Origin of the sequence: Mucilaginibacter straminoryzae (assembly GCF_022953055.1) — a bacterium.
Lineage (GTDB): Bacteria > Bacteroidota > Bacteroidia > Sphingobacteriales > Sphingobacteriaceae > Mucilaginibacter > Mucilaginibacter straminoryzae.
Map to the genome: position 1 here is coordinate 49,674 of NZ_JALJEJ010000012.1, position 22,863 is coordinate 72,536.

20 protein-coding genes are annotated in these 22,863 nt (G+C 45.9%); 15 read left to right on the forward strand and 5 right to left on the reverse strand.

Annotated elements, in window-relative coordinates:
- The first annotated feature begins 1 nt into the window (after nt 1).
- Together MUY27_RS18815 and MUY27_RS18820 are read left to right on the forward strand one after the other, a co-directional pair.
- Nucleotides 2-682: a M15 family metallopeptidase gene (locus MUY27_RS18815; protein ID WP_245132692.1), complete on the forward strand. Its 681-nt coding sequence runs from the start codon at nt 2-4 to the stop codon at nt 680-682.
- A 594-nt stretch (nt 683-1,276) separates the two neighbouring features.
- Nucleotides 1,277-2,254, forward strand: coding sequence for a YihY/virulence factor BrkB family protein (locus tag MUY27_RS18820; protein ID WP_245132694.1), 978 nt, complete (start codon nt 1,277-1,279; stop codon nt 2,252-2,254).
- Here MUY27_RS18820 and MUY27_RS18825 read toward each other — a convergent pair.
- Nucleotides 2,251-4,059 (reverse strand): FAD-dependent oxidoreductase, encoded by a 1,809-nt coding sequence (locus MUY27_RS18825; protein WP_245132696.1) that lies wholly within the window; start codon nt 4,057-4,059, stop codon nt 2,251-2,253. The two genes, MUY27_RS18820 and MUY27_RS18825, sit on opposite strands and share 4 nt — an antisense overlap.
- Before the next feature lie 128 nt (nt 4,060-4,187).
- Between MUY27_RS18825 and MUY27_RS18830 the strand changes: the two genes are divergently transcribed.
- Complete coding sequence (locus MUY27_RS18830; protein ID WP_245132698.1) at nt 4,188-4,706, forward strand: YfiT family bacillithiol transferase; 519 nt, start codon at nt 4,188-4,190, stop codon at nt 4,704-4,706.
- 132 nt (nt 4,707-4,838) lie between these two features.
- On the opposite strand, the gene MUY27_RS18835 is transcribed toward MUY27_RS18830, so the two are convergent.
- Together MUY27_RS18835 and MUY27_RS18840 are read right to left on the reverse strand one after the other, a co-directional pair.
- A complete protein-coding gene (locus tag MUY27_RS18835) occupies nt 4,839-5,147 on the reverse strand; it encodes a hypothetical protein (protein WP_245132700.1) in 309 nt (102 codons plus the stop codon).
- Nucleotides 5,148-5,268: 121 nt separating this feature from the next.
- Nucleotides 5,269-5,952: a YiaD family glycine zipper/OmpA-like lipoprotein gene (locus MUY27_RS18840; protein WP_245132701.1), complete on the reverse strand. Its 684-nt coding sequence runs from the start codon at nt 5,950-5,952 to the stop codon at nt 5,269-5,271.
- A gap of 121 nt (nt 5,953-6,073) precedes the next feature.
- Between MUY27_RS18840 and MUY27_RS18845 the strand changes: the two genes are divergently transcribed.
- Nucleotides 6,074-8,521: a prolyl oligopeptidase family serine peptidase gene (locus MUY27_RS18845; RefSeq protein ID WP_245132702.1), complete on the forward strand. Its 2,448-nt coding sequence runs from the start codon at nt 6,074-6,076 to the stop codon at nt 8,519-8,521.
- Between the two features lie 92 nt (nt 8,522-8,613).
- Here the strand turns inward: MUY27_RS18845 and porX are convergent, their stop codons facing one another.
- The gene (gene porX / locus MUY27_RS18850; RefSeq protein WP_245132704.1) at nt 8,614-10,164 is read right to left on the reverse strand and encodes a T9SS response regulator signal transducer PorX; all 1,551 of its coding nucleotides are present in this window, start codon (nt 10,162-10,164) and stop codon (nt 8,614-8,616) included.
- Between the two features lie 139 nt (nt 10,165-10,303).
- On the opposite strand from porX, the gene MUY27_RS18855 reads away from it, so the two are divergent.
- From MUY27_RS18855 to MUY27_RS18905, 11 genes are all read left to right on the forward strand, one after another.
- On the forward strand, nt 10,304-11,530 hold the full coding sequence (locus tag MUY27_RS18855) for an HD domain-containing protein (protein ID WP_245132706.1): 1,227 nt from the start codon (nt 10,304-10,306) through the stop codon (nt 11,528-11,530).
- Nucleotides 11,531-11,584: 54 nt separating this feature from the next.
- A complete protein-coding gene (gene lpxD, locus MUY27_RS18860) occupies nt 11,585-12,628 on the forward strand; it encodes a UDP-3-O-(3-hydroxymyristoyl)glucosamine N-acyltransferase (RefSeq protein WP_245132708.1) in 1,044 nt (347 codons plus the stop codon).
- Nucleotides 12,629-12,661: 33 nt separating this feature from the next.
- Nucleotides 12,662-14,062: a bifunctional UDP-3-O-[3-hydroxymyristoyl] N-acetylglucosamine deacetylase/3-hydroxyacyl-ACP dehydratase gene (locus tag MUY27_RS18865; RefSeq protein ID WP_245132710.1), complete on the forward strand. Its 1,401-nt coding sequence runs from the start codon at nt 12,662-12,664 to the stop codon at nt 14,060-14,062.
- A complete protein-coding gene (gene lpxA, locus MUY27_RS18870; protein ID WP_245132711.1) occupies nt 14,059-14,841 on the forward strand; it encodes an acyl-ACP--UDP-N-acetylglucosamine O-acyltransferase in 783 nt (260 codons plus the stop codon). Before MUY27_RS18865 ends, lpxA begins: the two co-directional genes overlap by 4 nt.
- 43 nt (nt 14,842-14,884) lie before the next feature.
- Nucleotides 14,885-15,541, forward strand: a complete 657-nt coding sequence (locus MUY27_RS18875) for an ABC transporter ATP-binding protein (RefSeq protein WP_245132714.1) — start codon at nt 14,885-14,887, stop codon at nt 15,539-15,541.
- Nucleotides 15,542-15,611: 70 nt separating this feature from the next.
- Complete coding sequence (locus tag MUY27_RS18880) at nt 15,612-18,449, forward strand: M16 family metallopeptidase (RefSeq protein ID WP_245132716.1); 2,838 nt, start codon at nt 15,612-15,614, stop codon at nt 18,447-18,449.
- Between the two features lie 52 nt (nt 18,450-18,501).
- A complete protein-coding gene (gene efp / locus MUY27_RS18885; RefSeq protein ID WP_245132717.1) occupies nt 18,502-19,065 on the forward strand; it encodes an elongation factor P in 564 nt (187 codons plus the stop codon).
- Nucleotides 19,066-19,152: 87 nt separating this feature from the next.
- On the forward strand, nt 19,153-19,437 hold the full coding sequence (locus tag MUY27_RS18890; protein WP_245132719.1) for a nucleotidyltransferase family protein: 285 nt from the start codon (nt 19,153-19,155) through the stop codon (nt 19,435-19,437).
- The gene (locus tag MUY27_RS18895; RefSeq protein ID WP_245132721.1) at nt 19,434-19,763 is read left to right on the forward strand and encodes a HepT-like ribonuclease domain-containing protein; all 330 of its coding nucleotides are present in this window, start codon (nt 19,434-19,436) and stop codon (nt 19,761-19,763) included. Before MUY27_RS18890 ends, MUY27_RS18895 begins: the two co-directional genes overlap by 4 nt.
- Before the next feature lie 5 nt (nt 19,764-19,768).
- Nucleotides 19,769-20,347: a 5-formyltetrahydrofolate cyclo-ligase gene (locus tag MUY27_RS18900; protein WP_245132723.1), complete on the forward strand. Its 579-nt coding sequence runs from the start codon at nt 19,769-19,771 to the stop codon at nt 20,345-20,347.
- A gap of 131 nt (nt 20,348-20,478) precedes the next feature.
- Entirely contained in the window at nt 20,479-21,903 is a 1,425-nt protein-coding gene (locus MUY27_RS18905) for a DUF4932 domain-containing protein (protein WP_245132726.1), read from the forward strand.
- Between the two features lie 157 nt (nt 21,904-22,060).
- Here MUY27_RS18905 and MUY27_RS18910 read toward each other — a convergent pair whose 3' ends face one another.
- Nucleotides 22,061-22,828 carry an exodeoxyribonuclease III gene (locus MUY27_RS18910; RefSeq protein ID WP_245132728.1) on the reverse strand — a complete coding sequence of 256 codons (768 nt, stop codon included), beginning with the start codon at nt 22,826-22,828 and terminating at the stop codon, nt 22,061-22,063.
- Nucleotides 22,829-22,863 lie beyond the last annotated feature (35 nt).

Here is a 22,863-nt window from a genome sequence, read left to right on the forward strand (position 1 = left end):
AATGTCGCGACTGCCACTGCTCTTTTCCTTTGTTTTACTTGCCTTTAATGCGTTGGCGCAAAGGCCTGATTACAGCAAACAGTTAGGTGTGCAGCGGTTGAAGGACTATGAAAAAGCAGTAAAAGAGCATCCTGAAAAACTGATGGTTCAGGTACGCACGGCTGAATCCGGAATTATCCTTGATCTGCGCTATGCCACGCCTTACAACTTTATGCAGCAGGTAATGTACAAACAGGCGAAGGCTTATGTAAGGTTGCCGGTTTACAAAGCATTGGTGGATATAGAACAGGAGTTGAAAACCAAGGGGGTTGGGCTGAAAATATTTGATGCTTATCGTCCATACAGTGTAACGGTTGATTTTTGGGAAACATCGCCCGATACCGGTTTTGTTGCAGACCCGCGTACCGGCTCTAAACATAACCGCGGCTGCGCGGTGGATCTAACGCTGATAGAGCTCAAATCCGGCGCTGAACTAATGATGCCAACCGGTTTTGACAGCTTTAGTAAAATGGCCGCGTCTGATTATGCCAATCTTCCGCCCGAAGCGCTTAAAAACCGCCTGTTGTTAAAGACCGTGATGGAAGCCCATGGATTTAAACAGCTCAAAACAGAGTGGTGGCATTTCGACTTTGACGGCTGGCAGGATTATGAACTGCTGGATGTGCCCTTTGATAAATTTTAGCTTTAGAAAGCAAGAATGAGAGTTCAGCTCCACCTGAACGGTGAAGCCCTTATAAGCACCTAAAAATAAACACTGAGAATAATTCATTTTCTTGCGCGCGTTTGCAACGCGTGCAAGAGAAAAAAGCGATTCAATCGCTTAGAAAAAGTTAAGCACTGGTTACAAACCAGCGCAAGGAGCAAAAATTATAGTGATGAACCTAACGTAACCATTTTAATCTGTCGCATCCAGCGCAGGACTTCTCCCTAACCCTCTCTCCAAAGGAGAGGGAACAAAAGTCCTCCCTGTTGGGGAGGATTTAGGTGGGGCTACACTGCGGTGCCAGCGACGAGGTTTCTTTGGCCACTTTCTTTTAACGGCTAAAAGAACTTAGCGCAGCGATCTCATGAACACAAAGAAATGAACACGTGTGAATAAAGTAGCTTCACTAACGCTCATAACTTAAACCTTGCCGGAGAGGATTATTCGCTGTGTTTATTTTTAGGTGCTTATGAGGGCTTCGCCGTTTAGGTGGGGCTTACACAATTACCCCTTCTTAAAATCTTTATGGCCGCTTTTTTGTTAAAGATGTGCAGACCAAGCGCTGATTGGATTATGAAGTTTTTTAGCAAAGAGAATTTAAACAGGTGGTTATGTGTGCTTAAAGCAACGTTTTCGGGCTTTTCTAATGATAACGGCCTTAAGCTAAGCGCGTCACTTGCTTATTATACCGTTTTTTCCATAGCCCCGTTATTGATCTTAATACTGTCCCTTGCAGGTATTTTCTTAGGCCCGCAGGCCACCAGCGCCAGCGACTCGCTTTATCACCAGATAGACCAGTATGTAGGAAAAGAGGCCGCAAAACAGATACAGGATGTGATCAAAAACCTGCAATTCTCAGGAAAATCCGGCATTGCTTTAATATCCGGCATTGTTACCCTGCTCATCGGTGCCAGCAGTATTTTTATAGAAATACAAGATTCGCTGAATATGATCTGGCGGGTAAAAGCCAAACCTAAAAAGGGTTGGTTAAAGATGCTGCAAAATCGCTTTATTTCGTTTTCGCTGATTGTCAGTTTGGGCTTCCTGTTGTTGGTTTCGCTGTTGGTGAACATTATTGTGAATGCCATCAGCGACAAGATCAGTCATTTTTTACCGGTTATTACAGAGCGCCTCATCGAACTGATCAATCTTGGGATTTCCTTCTTAGTGATTTCTACGCTGTTCGGTATCATTTTCAAGTTTCTTCCGGATGTGAAGATCAAGTGGAAAGATGTGCGCTCTGGTGCATTTTTTACCGCCATCTTGTTTATGATCGGTCAGTTCCTGATCAGTATTTATCTGCGTTACTCGGCGCAGGGTTCTGCTTACGGGGCTGCGGGTTCTATCATCGTCGTATTGGTATGGATCTATTACACAGCGGCCATCCTGTACATTGGCGCAGAGTTTACGCAAGTTTTTGCAGAAGCCAATGGCAGCTACCTTGAACCGGCAGAATATGCGGTACATGTAAAACAGGAGGAGGTAGAGATGGAAGTAAAAAAGCTTCCTCCCCAGAATCCCGAACTGCACGGTAAACTAAAAGAGAATTAATTTAATAACCTGCCCGCAATGTCTACCCTACGGGCAAAAGGATTTAGATACTTGTTGGTCAGCACGGCAAACTCGCGACGCGTAGCCGGACGGTTGGGGTTATAATCGTCCTTGAACTTATAAACGGTTTTCCACTGGTTGCGAAGCGTAGTTTCCAACGTTTTTGGATCGCTCAGGGTAATATCGCTTACCAGGTTCATCAGGTTATCTACGGTAAAATATTCGCCGGGCTTAAACTTGTTAAACCATAGAAAACCACGGGTATAAATTTCATTCAATACAGGTTTTACCTCCGACGTCCGTACTGCTGAATCTGGCGCGAAACAAAGTTTCACACGATGGTCTGCCGTTGGCACCGGAATACTTTCGAGCAAACCTGTCGCTGCCACTTGCTGAATGGCGCGAAAATCAGGGTCGGTAAACTTAATATCGCTCAGCGGCAGCAGGTAACCTTTAAAATCAAGCAGTTCGCCCTGGATAATGCGGACGTTTAATTTCTGGGTAGTGGTTTTAAAGAAAGCGCAGTAAGCTGCCACTGTCCCGGCACCTTGTCCAAGCACCATCTGCACGGCAGGGTCGCAAGTACCTGCATTAGCCAGGTGGGTAACAGAAATGGCTTTTTCCGTCACCAGCAAGTTATCCATATCCTTCACAATTACCGCACCCATCGGGATACTAAATGCCGGAAAAGGCGGGTAGGCGATACCCGCAGATGTTATATCCGGTGCGGCATCACTCACGCCGATTGATGTACGGTATAGTTTAGATTCGCGGTTGTACGGCTTCAGGATATCATCCAATACCATTCTTACCTGGCCCTTCACGTGCCTGTATTCGCGTACGTAGGGGATGTACGGTAAATTATCGGGCGTGTTAAACTCATCATCGACGCCCAGGTTCTTATATTTTAAAGTAGTTTGCACGTAGTACAGCAAACCAAGCGTACGCTCGCGGAAGGTCTTAAAATAATCCTCGCGCTTATCCGGACTCAAATCATCCGGGTAAACATGGTAGGTATTTGCGCAGGTGTTCAATAAAAATTTGTCGTTTGGCAAGCGTCCTTCAGCTAAAATTCGCTTTACATCAGCCGCTTTCAGACAGGTATATAAAGAGGGGTCATAGCCTGCGGGTTTGGCAATCGTGCGGTCGGCAGCCGCACCATAATCTTTCACAATCAGCGGCCACGTAATATCACGTATTATGTTCGTCGCATTCTCGGGGGCCAGCTTTTCGCCGGTATCGCCCCGGCCTTCAGTCCCACTGGTCATAATGGCACCCGCTTTTGCTACCACATCGCCAAACTCTGTCGCGTCTACCAATACCTGCGCCTTAACGGTTGTTAGCTTCTCCGCTAACAGGATCGAAACTTCCCAGCCCGTACCGTCTTTCTTTACGTTAGTCCAGTTGGTGTTCATCCGTACGGTCAGGTTCTTTACGGTATCGGTCAGTTTCTTCAGGATGCTGGCGCCGGTAAAAGGTTCAAATCGAAGAGCCGCATTGGCGGTAGTATCATAGCCCGGAACTTTACTGTAAAACTGCATCACTTTTTTCCGGAACTCGCCCCATATACCGCCTGGCATGTCGCTATTTGCGGTAAGCACACACATCCCACCCGCTGTCATGGTACCGCCAAGCCATGGGCCCGGTTCTACCAAAAGCGTCTTTACTTTGCTTCGGGCACATTGTATTGCCGCTGCTGTTCCGCTGGCACTGCCACCTATTACCAGTACATCGGTTTTAATGGTATCAGCATAAGCGCTATGGGTAAAATATATCAGGAAAAGGAATAGTAACTTTTTGATCATTTTTTATTAAAATAGCACTTACAAAACGCCGGATTTCAGCAAAGCTTATTGGCCCTTGCATTAATAAGGCAAGTATAGAATATTTTTAAACAACCCCTTGTTTCTCTTTTTATTTAACACTGCCAGCTATGGAAGAAACCTTAAAATATCCTGTGGGAAAATTTGTTGCCCCGCTTTCTTATACCGATGAAGATTTTCGCAACTGGATTGCCGAGATTAAGGCTTTACCAGGTCTGGTACGCGCAGCCGTGATCGGGCTGAACGAGCACCAGTTAAATACGCCTTACCGGCCGGGCGGGTGGACCGTTAAGCAAGTTGTTCATCACCTGGCAGACAGCCACATGAATGCCCTGATGAGATTTAAGCTGGCATTAACAGAAGAGAACCCTACGATTAAACCTTACGACGAACCGGCCTGGGCGCTGCTGCCAGATTACAGGCTGCCGGTAGAATCTTCTTTAAAAATGCTGGAAGGTATCCACCAGCACCTGGGCGCTTTGTTTGAATCACTGACAGAAGAACAGTGGGACCGTACCTTTTTCCATCCGCAGCACCAAAGCTCGGTACCCTTAAAAAGGAACCTGGCTATTTACGCCTGGCATGGCCGCCACCACCTGGCGCATATTACCAGTACTTTTAACGGATAATACTGTCAACAAACTGGCACTGATCCTTACTTAAAAGTCATAAAACCTATGGCCGGCCCGGTAAATGCGGCAGATGTGGTAAATGCGGCGAAAGCGGCAGACGTGGCGAACTGGTTTTTGCCAGCCAGCAAATTATATAACGCACTTTACCCGGTTGCTATCCTTGTAAGGACAGTCCGGCGCGGCGTTCTCTTTCTGAGCGGGCAGCGTATTTTCGAAGGGCAGTTTCGGTAAGTCGATCATGAAAATTTTCGAAAGCAGCGAAGTAGCAGCAGGTTCTGTTTCACTGGCTTTGTGACGTTTCTTTCGGCAGCATTCTTTTATGGGCAGGTGTGCAATCACAGTTTTTCTTGACTGCGCCTGGTCTTTATGGGGTTTAGTTGGGTTTAGGTTGTTGTTCAGGTTAAGTCCTAAACCCGGTACCGTTGCTAAGTATAGCATGGTTACAAGTAGTAAGCTTATCCTCTTTTTCATACTACAAAAATAACCGGCGTAACCGAATGTTTCGCGCACAAAAAAACCCTCTGTAAGAGAGGGTTTTCACGGTATTTTTCGTCAGGGTTTATTCACCACCTTGCTGGCGCGCCTGCTCTTTTAATTGATCGTTCGCTACGATTACTATTTCTACGCGACGGTTCTGCGCACGTCCGGCTTCTGTTGAGTTATCCCCGATAGGCTCGCTTTCGCCTTTTCCCTGTGTACTTAACCGGCCCGAAGGAACGCCTGCGGTTGTCAGGTAGCTTTTTACGGACTGCGCACGACGGACGGACAGGTCCTGATTGTATTGATCGCTGCCGGTATTATCGGTATGTCCTACGATCAGGATATTGGTATCCGGGTTTTTCTCCAATGAAGTTGCCAGGTTTTGCAGATTGGTACGTGCTGCGCTTTTTAAGTCGGTTTTGTTCACGTCAAACAGGATACCACTGTCAAATTTCACAATGATACCTTCGCCTTCGCGCGTTACGGTAGCGCCCGGCACGGTTTGTTGTATCTCTGCTGCCTGACGGTCCATCTTACGGCCAATAAAAGCACCTGCAGTACCACCAATAGCACCACCTATAATAGCACCCAGGGCCGTGTTACCGGCGCTTTTACCAATAAAAGCACCAATAGTACCACCAGCACCTGCACCAATTGCAGCGCCTTTCTGCGTTTTGGTAAGGGAGTTACAACCGGCGTTTATGATTAAAGAAGCGGCCACGGCTAAACTAAGGAATGAGTTTCTGACAGTTGTAATTTTCATGTTGAGAGGTTTTTATGTCGAAAGTAAATGTCACTACAATATTGCAAAGTAAATGCCAAATTTGATATATCTTTCGGTCACGGGTTTTTCATAACCTTTTAATTTTCATTCCTGGTATTCTATGAACAAAATCTTTACTTTTTTATTACTTGCCGCCTGCGGTTCTGCCTATGCGCAAACCACCGAAAAACTGTCTGTAGAAAAGATCATGCGCGACCCCAAATGGATGGGTACCGCGCCATCTAACATCCGCTGGAGCGATGATGGCAAAAAGGTTTATTTTATGTGGAACCCGGAAGCCGCGGACCGTGACGCCCTATACAGCATCACCACCACTAACCTGAAACCAGAGAAAGTAGGTATTGACGAGCGCAAAACCTCTTTACCAGGATTTGGTATCTGGAACAAACAACATACACGTAAACTTTACGAACAGAACGGAGATATCTACCTGCTGAACCTTAAAGGAGGTATTAGGCAATTAACCAATACGGTAGATCGCGAAAGTAACCCGGTTTTCAGCAGCAATGAAAGCAAAGTTATTTTTGTAAAAAGCGATAACCTTTTCTCACTTAACCTGAATACCGGCGAGTTGGTACAGCTCACTAACATTACGCATGGCGCGGCAACAGCTGCACCAGTCGCAGGAATGATGGGCGGCCGTCGTGGCGGTGGCGGTGGTTTCGGCCCTGTAGCGGCAGGTGCACCACAAAGCGGCGCTGCTGCCGGAGGCAACCAGCAAGACCGCTGGCTAAAAGCAGAGCAGTTGGAACTTTTTGATGTGATCAAAGAAAAAGACCGCGACCAGAAAGCAGATGCAGCAGACCGCAAAGCATTGCAGCCTAAACGTTTGAAAGAGATTGCCGTAGGCGACCAGATCGTTTCGATGCTGACGCTTAGTCCAGATGAGCGGTATGTGACTTACCGGCTGATTAAGCAGGCCGAGGGCGCCCGTGTCGGGAACGTACCTAACTATGTAACCGCATCAGGCTATACCGAAGATATTGCTAACCGCACCAAGGTGGGCAGTCCACAACCCACTTCAGAAACTTTTATTTTCGATAAACAGCGCGATACCGTTTACAGCATTTCTACCAAAGAAATTCCTGGCATTAAAGACCTGCCTGATTATGTGAAGGATTACCCTAAACAGTTAGAGCAGCGCCAGAAGTTGAACGCCGACCGTAAGGTTACCGTTTACGGCCCTTTCTGGGCAGAAGACGGTAAAAATGCCGTAGCTGTAGTGACTGCGCAAGACAATAAAGACCGCTGGATTATGAAAGTTGATCCGGAAACAGGTAAACTTTCCCTGCTGGATCGTCAGCGTGATGAAGCCTGGATCGGTGGCCCCGGCATCGGCGGCGCGTATGGTGCAGGAACTATTGGCTGGGTAGATAACACCCACCTGTACTACCAGAGCGAAGCTACAGGCTATTCGCACATCTATGTAGTTGACGTAACCAATGGCACTAAAAAACAACTGACCAGCGGTAAATGGGAAGTTCAACAGCTGGATCTTTCTAACGATAAAAAGACATTTTACTTCATCGCCAACGTAGAGCATCCCGGCATTACCAACTATTACTGTTTGCCTGTTACCGGTGGTACGCCTGTTAAGCTAACAAGTATGAAAGGCGGCAACGAGGTAGAACTTTCTCCGGATGAAAAATGGCTGGCTATCCGCTATTCCTATTCTAATAAACCTTGGGAACTTTACCTGCAACCCAACAAAGCAGGTGCAAAAGCGGTACAGGTTACCAATTCTGTCACTGCAGAATTTAAAGCCTACCCTTGGCGCGAACCGCAGGTAATTACCTTTAAAAACCGTTACGGCAGTGATGTATATGCGCGTTTGTATGTACCGGCTAATCCGGCCCCTTCGCATCCAGCTGTAGTGTTTGTACACGGCGCAGGTTACCTGCAAAACGTACATTATTACTGGAGCCAGTACTTCCGCGAATACATGTTCAATAACCTGTTAACAGATATGGGCTATACCGTGCTGGATGTGGATTACACCGGCAGCTCTGGCTATGGCCGCGACTGGCGTACCGGAATTTACCGCCATATGGGTGGTAAAGACCTGACCGACCAGGTTGACGGCGTGAAAATGCTGGTAGACAAATACGGTGTTAACCCAAAGAATGTAGGCTTGTATGGTGGATCTTACGGCGGTTTCATTACCCTGATGGCCATGTTTACCCAACCTGATGTTTTCGCCGCGGGCGGTGCACTGCGTTCTGTTACAGATTGGGCACATTATAACCATGGTTATACCGCCAACATCCTGAACGAACCGTATAATGATGAGAAAGCTTACAAGCAAAGCTCGCCTATTTACTTTGCGAACGGCTTAAAAGGAAACTTGCTGATGGCGCATGGCATGGTAGACCAAAATGTAAACTTCCAGGATATAGTTCGCCTGACGCAACGTTTGATCGAACTGCATAAAGACAACTGGTCGCTGGCGCCCTACCCTGTAGAAGACCATGGCTTTACCGAACCCAGCAGCTGGGCCGACGAGTACAAACGTATTTTGAAGCTGTTTGAAGAAACGCTGAAGAAATAGCAGGAATTAAAAAAGCCACTTTTGTAATCAAGACAAAAGTGGCTTTTTCGATAGTACCCAAATCGTTTCGGGATCATTCACCTTAATATCCCTTATTTAGGACCGTAAGTAGCAATCGGTACAATCATTTCTTCTAATGAAATCCCCCCGTGCTGGAACGATTCGTTATAGAAGTTCACAAAGTGATTGTAATTGTTCGGGTACACGAAATAGCTGTCGCCTTTCGCAAACACGAAGCTCGAACTTACATGCAGCTTTGGCAGCATAGCATCATGCGGGTTTTTGATATGCAGTACATCCTTGGCGTTGAAATTCAGATTTTTGCCTTGTTTATAACGCAGGTTGGTGTTGGTATTACGGTCGCCAATGATCTTGCTCGGATTTTTCACCCGGATGGTACCATGGTCTGTCGTGATGATCACCTTTACTTGTTTTTGCGACAGGAAGCGCAGGAGATCCAGCAATGGCGAGTGTTCGAACCAGGAAAGCGTAAGCGAGCGATAAGCGGCATCGTCACTGGCCAGCTCGCGGATCATCTGCATATCTGTACGGGCATGCGAAAGCATATCCACAAAGTTATAGACTACCACGTTCAGCTCGTTTTTCATCAGGTTATTTACCGAATCATTCAATGAACGGCCTTCGTCAATGTTCAGGATCTTGTTGTAAGAGAACTTTACATCACGGCGCAGCATTCTTTTCAGCTGATCGCCTAAAAACTGCTCTTCATACAAGTTCTTACCGCCCTCATCCTCGTCGTTCTGCCACATGGTTGGGAAACGTTTTTCCATATCCAGCGGCAGCAGGCCAGAGAAGATCGCGTTTCGCGCATATTGGGTAGCAGTCGGCAGGATACTGTAATAATTATCTTCCTCTTCCAGCCTGAAGTATTCGTTGATGATCGGGTGGATAATGCGGTACTGGTCATATCGCAGGTTATCAATCAGGATGAAGAACACCGGTGTGTTTTCCATTTTTGGAAATACCTTCTTTTTCATCAATTGGTGCGAAAAAATAGGTCCGGCGTCGGGATTCTTGATCCAGTTCGGATAATTCTTCTCGATAAATTTAGAGAACTGTACGTTTGCTTCTGCCTTTTGCATGGTCAGGATCTCATGCATCCCGGCATCGTCCAGTTTTTCGAGCTCGAGTTCCCAATAGATCAGTTTCTTGTAAACGTCCACCCACTCTTGGAAGCTCAGGTTATCGTTCAGGGTCATACCCAGGTGGCGGAAGTCCTGCTGGTAAGCCATGGTGGTTTTTTCAGTCACCAGTCGCTTGTTCTCCGTAAGCTTTTTAATGGTTAACAGTACCTGGCGCGGATTAACCGGCTTGATCAGGTAATCATCTATCTTAGAACCGATGGCATCTTCCATCATGGGTTCTTCTTCGTTTTTAGTGATCAGTACCACCGGGACATCATTGTTCAGTGCCTTAATTTCAGATAAGGTTTCCAGCCCGGTCAGGCCCGGCATGTTCTCATCCAGAAAAACAAGATCGTAATAGTCTGTTTTAAAAGCGTCTACTGCGTCGCGGCCATTGGTTACGGTTTTTACTTTATAACCTTTTTCGTTCAGTAGTAATATATGTGGTTTCAGGAGGTCGATCTCATCATCGGCCCATAAAATAGTTGTTTCCTGCATGGTAGTTTTTTCGAGTTTTGCTTATAACTTGTAAAATAAGTTATTTGTTGAGTGGCGTCCTATATAATTAACATTTATTAACAGAAAAAGGTGGCAACGTTTACAATAAATTAACACTTTTGCAGCCGATATTAACGTTTTGAATAAAAGAAAGATAATCAACGATCCTGTATACGGATTTATCAGTATCCCCACCGAGCTGGTATTCGATCTGATCGAGCATCCGTACTTTCAGCGGTTAAGATATATTAAGCAAGTGGGCATGACGCACCTGGTATATCCCGGGGCTTTGCACACCCGTTTCCACCATGCTTTGGGTGCCATGCACCTGATGCGTACCGCCATAGAAACCCTTCGCGATAAAGGCCACGAGATTACGAATGATGAGCTGGAAGCCGTTACCATAGCTATTTTACTGCACGATATAGGCCACGGGCCGTTTTCGCACGCACTGGAGCGGCATATTGTAAAAGGTATATCGCACGAAGATATCTCGGTATTGCTGATGAACAGGCTGAACGAAACTTTCGGCGGTCGCCTGGATATGGCTTTGCAGATCTTTAATGATACCTATCCTAAACGCTTTCTTCATCAATTGGTGTCCAGCCAGCTGGATATGGACAGGATGGATTACCTGAACCGTGATAGCTTTTTTACCGGCGTAAGCGAAGGTGTGATCAGCTCGGAACGGATCATCAAGATGCTGAATGTCGCGGAAGGCAACATCGTTGTGGAGGAGAAAGGCATTTATTCGATCGAAAAATTCCTGATCGCCCGGCGATTGATGTACTGGCAGGTATACCTGCATAAAACCGTGGTTTCTGCAGAACAGATGCTGGGCAAAATACTGAAACGCGCCAGGGAACTGGCCGTGGCAGGCGAAACGCTTTTTGCCACACCGGCGCTCAGCCATTTCCTGGTTAATCAGATCAGCAGGGAAATGTTCATTGCTGACGAAGCGCATCTGAAGATCTTTACCTGTTTGGATGATACCGATATTATGTCGGCAGTAAAAGTATGGACGGGCCATAAAGACAAGATATTAGCCGAGCTTTGTACCCGCCTGATACAGCGAAAACTTTACCATGTGGATATTACCGCTACGCCTGCAGATGAGCATACTGTAACAGAATTGCGCCTGCATGCATCTAAGCGCTATAATTTAAGTATGGAGGAAGCCGAATATTTTGCCTTTACAGATGGCATCAGCAATTATGCCTACAAGGCCGATGAGGGTAGTATTTTAATACTGAAAAATAACCGCCAAACCATAGATATAACGGCTGCAAGCGATAATTTTAACTTGCAGGCACTGGCTCGGCCGGTAGAGAAATATATATTGTGCTATACCAAAGATCTTAATTAATACGTATACTTTCATATAATTTGCTGCTTAGATATTAACACTTAAATTTGTACGATGCAATTTACTGCACATGAAATAGGCTTATTGCTGAACGGGAGCGTTGAGGGAGATGCACAAGCGGTTGTGAAAAGTTTGGCTAAAATAGAAGAAGCCGGAGCGGGATCATTGTCTTTTCTGGCAAACCCGCGGTATGAGCAGCACCTGTATACTACCAATGCCTCTGTTGTAATTGTGAACAAAGACCAGGTATTAACAGAACCGGTTAAGCCAACATTGGTACGCGTAGAAAATGCTTACAGTGCTTTTTCTGTTTTATTGGAAAAATACAACACCATTAAGCTTAATAAAAAAGGCATAGAGCAACCCAGCTATATTCACCCATCGGCGCAAATAGGCGAGGGTGTTTATATCGGCGCTTTTAGCTACATCGGGCCGGATGTTAAAATAGGTAATAACTCGAAGATCTACCCTAATACTTACCTGGCTGATAATGTATCTGTCGGTAACAATACCACCGTTTTTGCAGGTGTAAAGATTTATTTCGATTGCGTGATCGGCAATAATGTGATCATTCATTCCGGTGCGGTAATTGGCAGTGATGGTTTCGGGTTTGCCCCCAAATCAGACGGCAGCTATGATAAGATCAGCCAGATCGGTAACGTAGTTATTGAAGACGAGGTTGAAATTGGTGCCAATACCACTATTGACCGTGCTACCATGGGCTCCACCGTTATCCGCAAAGGCGTTAAGCTGGATAACCTGATCCAGATTGCGCACAACGTAGAGCTGGGTTCTAATACAGTGATCGCCTCGCAAACCGGTGTTTCCGGAAGCGCCAAAGTGGGCGAAAATTGTATTATCGGCGGGCAGGCCGGTGTAGTTGGGCATATCAGCATTGCAAAAGGCTCGCAGATACAGGCAAAATCAGGCATCAGCCGTTCTATAACAGATGAAGGCAAGAAATGGGCGGGTGCCCCGGCAGTTTCTTACCAGGATAATATGCGTTCGCAGGTGGTTATTAACAGGCTGCCCGAATTAGAGAAAAAAGTAAACGAACTTGAAAAAATAATTGCTGAACTAAGAAAAATCAGCATATAGCATTAAAATCTGATGCAGTCTCCCTTACAAATTATGAATGTAAAGCAAAGAACCATCAAGGCGCCGGTAGTAATATCGGGTACCGGCTTACATACCGGTGAAAGCGTAACAATGACGTTTAATCCCGCGCCGGAAAACCATGGATTCAAATTCAGACGGATCGACCTTGAAGGACATCCTATTATAGATGCCGATGTGGATAACGTAACCGATACTTCGCGCGGTACAACCATTACCCAGAACGGCGCCAGCGTAAGCACGGTAGAACACGTTTTGGCAGCATTGGTAGGTTTGGAAATTGATAATGTGCTGATTGATGTAGACGGGCCGGAAACGCCTATTATGGATGGTAGTTCCATGCCGTTTGTTGACGCCATGTTAACCGCCGGTTTTGAAGAGCAGGATGCCGACCGCGAGTATTACCACATCCCTTACAACATTCACTACTCTGAACCAGACCGTAAGGTTGAGATGGTAGCAATGCCGCTGGACGATTACCGCTTTACCTGCATGGTAGATTATAATTCGCCGGTGCTGGGCAGCCAGCATGCCAGTATTTCTACCATTTCAGAATTCAAAAAGGAGATTGCTTCCTGCCGTACCTTCTGCTTTTTGCACGAACTGGAAATGCTGCTGCAGCATGACCTGATCAAGGGCGGCGATATCAACAACGCGATTGTAGTGGTAGATAAAACTATCGACAAAGAAGAACTGGCGCATTTAGCCAAGCTATTTAACCGCGAAGATATTGACGTTGCGCCACAGGGTATCCTGAATAACATAGAGCTTCGCCACCAGAACGAGCCTGCAAGGCATAAACTGCTGGACATGATCGGTGACCTGGCCCTGGTAGGTGTTCCGCTGAAGGGGCATATCATGGCTGCGCGCCCGGGCCATGCGGCAAACGTAGCATTTGCGAAAAAGATCAAAGCGCTGATCAAAAAAGAGCGCGGACGCAAGCACCTGAAGGTTTATAACCCTAACGCTAAACCGGTGTATGATGTAGAGCAGATTATGCAGATACTGCCGCATCGCCCGCCGATGTTGCTGGTAGATAAAATTCTGGAACTGACCAAAACGCACGTGGTGGGCTTGAAAGCCGTAACCATGAACGAGCCTTTCTTCCCGGGCCACTTCCCGGGTGCACCGGTAATGCCGGGCGTATTGCAGATAGAGGCGATGGCGCAAACAGGCGGCATACTGGTATTAAATACCGTGCCCGATCCTGAAAATTATCTTACCTTGTTCCTTAAAATAGAGAACGCCCGGTTTAAAGATAAAGTGCTGCCTGGCGATACCCTGATTTTCCGCTGCGATTTGGTTGCACCGATCCGCCGCGGTATTGCGCAAATGAAAGGTATAGGTATGGTTGGTGAAAAAGTGGTAGTTGAAGCCGAACTGATGGCGCAGATTGTAAAATATAAAGAAGCATGATTCAGCCTTTAGCATATATCCACCCGCAGGCAAAAATTGCCGATAACGTGGTGATAGAGCCTTTTGTAACCATCCATAAGGATGTAGAAATTGGTGAAGGCACCTGGATTGGGTCAAACGCAACAATTATGGAAGGGGCGCGCATTGGTAAAAATTGCCGTATTTTCCCCGGTGCCGTAATTTCAGCCATCCCGCAGGACCTTAAATACAAAGGCGAACAGACGCTGACGATCATCGGTGATAATACTACCATCAGGGAATGTGTCACTATCAACCGTGGTACTTCAGATCACTGGAAGACAGAAATTGGCAGTAACTGTTTGTTAATGGCTTATTGCCACGTAGCGCATGATTGCGTGGTAGGCAATAACTGTATCTTTTCTAATAATACAACGCTGGCAGGCCATATTTTTATCGGCGACTATGTAGTGCTGGCGGGTATGGTGGCCATCCACCAGTTCTGTAAAGTTGGTTCACACGCCTTTGTAACCGGCGGTTCCCTGGTACGCAAGGATGTTCCGCCTTATGTAAAAGCAGCTCGCGAGCCGCTTTCGTATGCAGGTATCAACTCTGTTGGTTTGCGTCGCCGCGGTTTCAGCGATGACAAGATCAACGAGATACAGGATATTTACCGCACGCTGTTCATCAAAAACAATAATGTGAGCAAGGCGATGGAAATTATCGAAGCCGACTTTAAACCTACCGAGGAACGCGATGAGATCCTGAACTTCATCAACGGATCGCAGCGCGGTATCATGAAGGGGTTCGGGAATAACTAATTCGACAGAAGTCCATAGTCGATAGTCCATAGACCATGGAAAAATGAATGATGGACTATTGACTATGGACCATGGACTTTTTACCATCTCCCTCGATAACATTGGCCGTCGCTTTAACCGCGACTGGATTTTTCGCCGTGTTAATTTCACTTTTACTTCTGGTGAAAGCTACGCCATACTGGGGCCAAATGGTTCTGGCAAATCAACTTTATTACAAGTGCTGAATGCAAGTATGGGCCCTTCTGAAGGGAAAATTAGCTATACGCTGAATAATGCGCCGCTTTCACACGAGCATGTTTACCAGCATCTGGCGCTTGCCGCGCCCTACCTGGAGCTGATTGAAGATTTTTCGATGGAAGAGATGATCGACTTCCATTTCAAATTCAAAAGCTACCTACCCGGAACGGATAAGCAACAGGTTATTTCTCTTCTAAACCTTAAAGGCGGTGCAGGAAAACAGATCCGCTATTTTTCTTCGGGCATGAAGCAGCGGCTGAAGCTGGCCCTTGCCTTTTGTTCTGATACACCCATCCTGATGCTCGACGAGCCCACTTCTAACCTGGACCAACAGGGCGTTGACTGGTATCTGCAACTCGTTGGCCAATTCACCCGGGAACGGTTAACCATTGTTTGTTCGAACCAGCCGCATGAATATGCCTTTTGCAAACATCAGCTGAACATCTCCGACTATAAAAACTAAGCCCGGTGCCCTTTTGCTCTCGTGGTTAAATGTTTATCTTGGTAGAAAATCTTTAAACCCTAATATTTAAATGAAAAAACAGGTACTCGCTTTGTTTTCCATGGCAGCTATGGCTACAGTAAGCTACGGGCAGGCCAAATTGGTAGAGAAAGTAACCAAAAAAGGGAATGAAATTGTAATTCCTTACGAGAAGTATGTGTTGCCCAATGGCTTAACGCTGATTTTGCACGAAGATCATTCTGATCCGCTGGTACACGTTGACGTAACTTATCACGTAGGCTCGGCGCGCGAAGAGATTGGGAAATCTGGCTTTGCGCACTTTTTTGAACACATGATGTTCGAAGGCTCGGAACATGCCCCGAAGGGTACCTTTGATAAAACGATTATTGGTAACGGTGGTACCAACAATGGGTCAACCAACCGAGACCGCACCAACTATTACGAAACTGTCCCCAATAATTTACTGGAAGATGCCCTTTGGCTGGAAGCAGACCGTATGGGCTTTTTATTAGGCCAGGTTACGCAAGAGCGTTTCGAGGTGCAGCGTGCTACCGTGAAGAACGAACGCGGGCAGAACTATGACAACCGCGCTTACGGCCTGGCTTTTGAAAACACCAGTAAAAACCTTTATCCGTACGGGCATCCATATTCCTGGTTAACTATTGGCTATATTGAAGATTTGAACCGCAGCAATGTAAATGATCTGAAGAATTTCTTTCTGCGCTGGTATGGCCCCAACAATGCCACCCTGACGATAGGTGGTGACCTCAATCCCGCAACTACGCTGAAACTGGTAGAGAAATATTTTGGTACCATCCCGCGTTGCCCGGCAGTTTCGCCAGTGAAGGTTTCCCCGGTAACGCTGACAGAGAACAGGTATGTTTCTTATACCGATAATTATGCCCGCCTGCCGCTGTTAAGCATTACTTACCCAACCGTTCCGCAGTACACCAAAGACGAGGCCGCTTTAGATTGCCTGGCCGAAATTTTGGGCCAGGGCCGTAACTCGGTTTTATACCAGAACCTGGTGAAAAAGCAATTGGCGTTACAGGCTACAGCAACCGGTTCGAATACCGAACTGGCCGGCGAATTCATTGTTCGTATCACCCCGCTACCGGGTAAATCACTGGCGGATATGCTGCAACTGTACCAGGCGTCTTTAGATTCACTTGAAAAACGTGGCGTTACAGATGAAGATTTGGCAAAGTTTAAAGGCGGTATGCAATCAAACATCATCAACGGTTTACAGAGCGTTTCTGGTAAAGTGTCAGAGTTGGCCGCATTCCAAACGTTCACCGGCAACCCGAACCGCATCGGCGAGATTTTAAAAGAATATGCTTCGCTGACCAAAGAACAGGTGATGGCCGTTTTTCATAAATATATTAAGGGCCATGGCGCTGTGGTTTTAAGCGTATTAACCAAAGGGCAGGAGAACCTGATCGCCCATGCAGATAATTACCAGATTGACAAAAGCAATTATATAAAACCAAACTATGGTTATGAAGGCTTGAAATATGTAAAAGCGGTAGACCATTTCGACAGAGCTAAGAAACCTGCGCTTGGGCCAAACCCGGTTACCAAATCACCTGCCTTCTGGCGGAAGGATCTGCCTTCTGGTACCCGTGTAATCGGCGTGCAAAATACCGAAGTGCCGGTGGTAACGCTCAACCTTACTTTGCCGGGCGGCCGTTTAACGGAGGCAAAAGATTTTTCAAAGCTGGGTATCACCAGTCTTTTTACCGCCATGATGCAGGAGGACACCAAGAATTATTCGGCAGAGCAATTTGCTTTGGAACTTCAGAAACTGGGGAGCAGCATCCGCGTAAGCAGTACTACAGATGGTTTGGTATTTTCGGTGCAGGCTTTAAAAAGCGGTTTGCCAAGAACACTGGCCCTATTGCAAGAGCGGATCTTGAACCCCGTATTTACCGAAGCTGCTTTCAATCGTAATAAACGCCAGGCATTAGAATCTTTTAAGCTGGCTAAATCCCAACCAGCCGCAATCGCCGATGATGTTTTCAATAAAATCAATTATGGTACGGATAACATTCTTGGGGTAAGCGCAAACGAGAAGACCGTAGGCAACATTACCTTGCAGGATATTCAAAACTATTACAATAACTTTATTACTGCTGAAGGCGCTAAAGCTGTAGCTGTTGGCGATGTGACTGAAGCTGAACTATTAGGCCAGCTAAGCTTTTTAGATAAACTACCTAAGAAAAATATCGCACTGCCGGTCCCTGCCGCACCACTGGTGGTTAGCAAAACCAAGGTTTACCTGGTTGATGTACCTAAAGCAGCACAGACCGAATTCAGGGTAGGGTATGGTACTACTTTGAAATATGACCCAACGGGTGAATATTATCAATTGTTCCTGGCTAACTACCCGCTGGGCAGCGGCTTTACCAGCCGGGTAAATATGTACTTGCGCGAAACCCGCGGCTGGACCTATGGCGCCAATATCCGTACGGCTGCGAGTAAATACTCAACTGATTATTACTTCAGTTCTGGAATCCGTGCCAACGCAACAGATAGTGCCCTTACTGCGCTGATGGGTGAGTTTAAAAAATATATTGCCGAAGGCCCGACCGATGATGAAGTAGTTACCATTAAGAAAGCCATTGCCCAGGGCGATGCTTTGCGTTACGAAACCGGCGCACAGAAGGCGTTCTTTGTGCAGCGGTTATTGGATTATGACCTCGATCCGGGATACCTGACCAGGCAGAACCAAATATTAAACAGTACAACTGCTGCGCAAATGAAAGCAACAGCCGCCAAATGGATTAAACCGGATCAGATGAATATTTTACTGGTAGGGGATAAGGCCGCAATTTTGCCGGGCTTACAAAAGCTGGGTTATGATGTTGTGGAATTAAATACAGACGGTGAACCGGTTACTAAACAATAACTGCTTGATTGTTTGCTGTTAAGTCCATAAGTTTGCGCCTCAATTATAGATTATGTCAAAAGCATCAGAAATAAAAAACGGCAGTATACTTCGCTTCAACGGCGAGTTGGTGCAGGTAGAAGAGTTTATTCACCGTACGCCGGGCAACTTACGTGCATTTTACCAGGCACGTATGCGTAACGTTAAAACCGGTAAATTAGTTGAATACCGTTTCCGTACCGACGAAGATGTAGAGATTGCCCGTGTAGAAACCAATGATTACCAGTACTTATACGAAGACGGTAACGACCTGGTAGTAATGGATAACAATACTTACGAACAGTTTAATGTTCCTAAGCACCTTTTTGGTAACAGCGTTAAATTCCTGAAAGAGGGTACTAACGTAATTGTGGCTTTTGAAAGCGATGAACCGATTACCGCAAAAGCTCCTGCTTCTGTAGAGTTGGAAATTACTTATACCGAGCCTGCCGTTAAAGGCGACACTTCTACCAACGCGTTAAAGGCCGCTACCGTGGAAACCGGTGCAGAGATACGTGTTCCTTTGTTTATCAACATTGGCGACCGGGTAAAAGTTGATACCGCTACCGGTGCTTACTCTGAGCGTGTGAAAAGTTAATAACTAGCATAGTTAAATAGAAGGCCTTCGTTAATAGCGAGGGCCTTTTTGTTAAACCACTTTGCCGTAAATCAGTTATCTTTGGGTATGCAGTCGATAGAATATTATAAAGAAATCATATCTCCTGTGTTAAAGCGCTTCCATATCAGGCATGCAGCAATATTCGGTTCGGTTGCGAAAAACAACCATACAGAGCAGAGTGATCTTGATGTATTGATAGAGGCAGAAAATGGATTTACGCTGTTTGATACACTTGAACTTGAGCGTGTGTTGTCTGAACTTACGCAGTGTAAAGTAGACATTGTGGAATATAACGCGCTTAAGCCTGCGATAAGAGAAGAGGTTTTGCAAACCGCCGTTGATATTTTATGAGCAAGAGCGACGCGGTTTATTTATCAGATATCAGAGAGTCGGTTGACATCATCTTGAAATACACAGCTAACGTTACTGAACAGGAATTCTTAAATGATACGATGCTTCAGGATGCGGTGATCAGGAGACTTGAAATTATCGGAGAAGCGGCGTCGAAACTTTCAAATCAATTTATAGTCGCGAATCCGGCGATACCCTGGAAGTTGATGAAGGCTATGCGCAACAAGCATATTCACGAATATTCAGGTGTTTCGCCATCTACAATCTATTCCACCATCATTAAGGATATTCCCATCTTACAAACGCAGTTGGACCAGTTAGGCTGATAAATTTGACCAAAACAGAAATCCGTAAGTTCTATATCGCAAAACGTAACCAGCTCTCACGGGTTGAATGCGAAGAACTTTCTTATGGCATCTTGCGGCAGTTTCAACAGCTTGACCTGGCGGGGGTGGAATATTTGCACTTATTCTTGCCGATTGATCAGCGTAAAGAACCGGATACACGGTTGATCAGGGATTGGCTGAAAACCACTTATCCGCAAATTAAGCTGGTTTATCCTAAAACTAACTTTGCCGACTTCAGCATGGAATGTTACCTGGATGATGAAGTGCTGGAAATCGAAGTAAATGCTATTGGTATACCCGAGCCGGTCAGCGGCAACCTGCTTGATCCGGCATTAATAGATATGGTATTAGTGCCTTTATTGGCATTCGACAAGCGCGGTTACAGGGTGGGTTATGGCAAAGGTTTTTATGATCGCTTCACTACTAACTGCCGCCCGGATGCCAAATTTATCGGTTTATCTTTCTGGCCGCCTGTTGATTTGATTGACGATCTGAATGAATACGACCAGCAACTGACAGGGTGTATTACTCCTGAGCAATATTGGGCGTTTAAAAATCAGTAATCTTCCGATTCTGGGTAACCTTAATTTGAATTCGCTAAATCAAGCCGGGAGCATCAAACTTTCAAGATTTTAATCTATCTTGGGTTCTGATTTATCAGTTTTTCAACTTACCATTTATCACAACACAAACCATGCTGAAAAAGCGCTGCCTCACGTTTATTGCTGTTATTTTTATCCAGTTAACCACATTTGGGAAAGCTGCCCTAAGTCTGCCCGAGCCGTCTGTAGATCTAAGAGTAGAATTGCTGAGTATTGTATTCCGCCTGGCGGGTAACCCTGAATACAATGGAGAAGATAATGTGGCATACGTTAAGGCGATTCATCAGCACTTTGATCCTTTTATCAATCACCCGGCGGTCCGCTACGCAAAAATGTTGAGGGATAGCAATGGGATAAGTTATGATAAAGTGATGTCTATGGCGGTTCATTTAAAAGCTCCCCCGGCATTAACACCTATTGTGCCATTTTCGGTTGAATTACCCGATAAAAGATGGACAGTGCCCCAGGCGATAAAGTTTACAACCTTGCTTCAGCAGTTTTATAAAGATGCCGGTTGTGCGGCTTTTTTTGACGCGCAAAAGCCCCGGTATCAGTTGGCCAAAGAACGGTTTGACCTGCTTTTTAAAAAATTAGATGCAAGCTGGTATCGTCAATTTTATGGGAGCGCGGGCTCAGAGCAGTTCAATATTATTATCGGGTTGGGTAATGGTGGTGGAAACTACGGCCCGCACCTGAATATACCCGGTAAGCAGCAAACGGCGTATGCCATTATCGGCCCCGGTAGCTTTGATGAACAAGGCGATCCAACCTTTGAAATCGATTCATACCTGCCGACCTTGATACATGAGTTTAATCATTCTTTCATTAACTATCTGTCAGACCTGTATGAGAAAGAGCTAACTAAACCGGGACAACTTATTTTTGAAAAAGAAGGTCCGAAAATGCTCCGCATGGCTTATGGCGAATGGAAGACGATGCTCAATGAGGCCATGGTTAGGGCGGCAGTAATTCTTTATTTAGAGCGCCATGATACCAATAAAGCTATAATAGACCAGGAGATAAAGTCCGAGCAATCCAGGGGTTTTGTTTGGATGCCGCAACTGGTAGAATTACTGCATCGTTATGAAGCCAGTCGGGATAAGTATCCTACGCTTCAAAGCTTTATGCCTGAGGTGGTGAATTTTTACCAGAATGTATCTGCTAATATTAATAAGTATGAAGAAGACTACTTGCAGCATTGCGCCAAGGTGGTATCGGTTGCTCCGTTTAAAAATGGAGACAATAATGTAGATGCTGCGGTATCAGAAATAACATTCAATTTTGATAAGCCCCTGGATGGTAACCGTTATTTTTTTGGGCCTGGTGAAAAAGGGATGTCACATTATCCAAAATCGCTCAAACTCACATTTTCTAATGATAACAAAAGTCTGATCATGAAGGTGCAACTTCTACCGAATACTGAATATCAAATCAGCATTGCCGGAAGCAGAATGCGCACCAGCGACGGGTATAGCGTGCAGAACTATACCCTCGATTTCAAGACTGGAGGTAAATGAGTCGGACTGCTTTTCAATAGTAATAATAATCACTTCAAGTCATGCCGAACTTGTTTCGGCATCTAATTTCAAAGGACAAAAAATAGAGATGCTGAATTAACCCTTCGACGAGCTCAGGGTGACATCCTCCCAGAATGACAAGAAAATTAATATTATCCTATAGCGCTAATTCCAGTAATACCGGGCAATGGTCAGAGTGGCGGGCTTCGGATAGGATCGCCGCCCTTTTGATCTTATCGCGCAGCGGATCTGTAATCATGTTATAATCGATACGCCAGCCCAGGTTCTTGGCCCTCGCGTTAGCGCGGAAACTCCACCACGTGTAGTTATGCGGTTCTTTGTTCATATGACGGAACGAATCGACAAAACCGGATTGGATAAATTGTTCCATCCATTCGCGTTCTTCAGGTAAAAACCCCGACGAGTTTGCGTTCGATTTTGGATTATGAATGTCTATCGGGCGGTGGCAAATGTTGTAATCGCCGGAAACCACCAGGTTAGGATAAGCCCAACGTAACTGGTTCAGGTATTCGCCGAATTCATTCAGGAACCTGAACTTAAATCCCTGGCGTTCCTCGCCGCTGGAACCCGATGGGAAGTAAACGCTCATGACAGACAGGTCTTCAAAATCCACACGAATGTTTCTTCCTTCACGGTCAAAGTCGCTGATGCCGCAACCGTACTCGATGTGCTTCGGCGTATGTTTGGTAAAGATGGCAGTGCCGCTATAGCCTTTCTTTTCTGCCGGGTACCAATAATGCTGGTAACCCAGGTGCTCTACCAGGTGCAAATCTGTCAGTACATCGGGTGTGGCCTTTATTTCCTGCAGGCATACCACGTCAGCGTCGCTGGCCTGTAGCCAGCTTAACCAGTTTTTGCTGATAGCAGAACGGATGCCGTTTATATTATAAGTAACGATCTTCATGATGACTTTCAGAATTCAGAATTCAGATTTTCGAT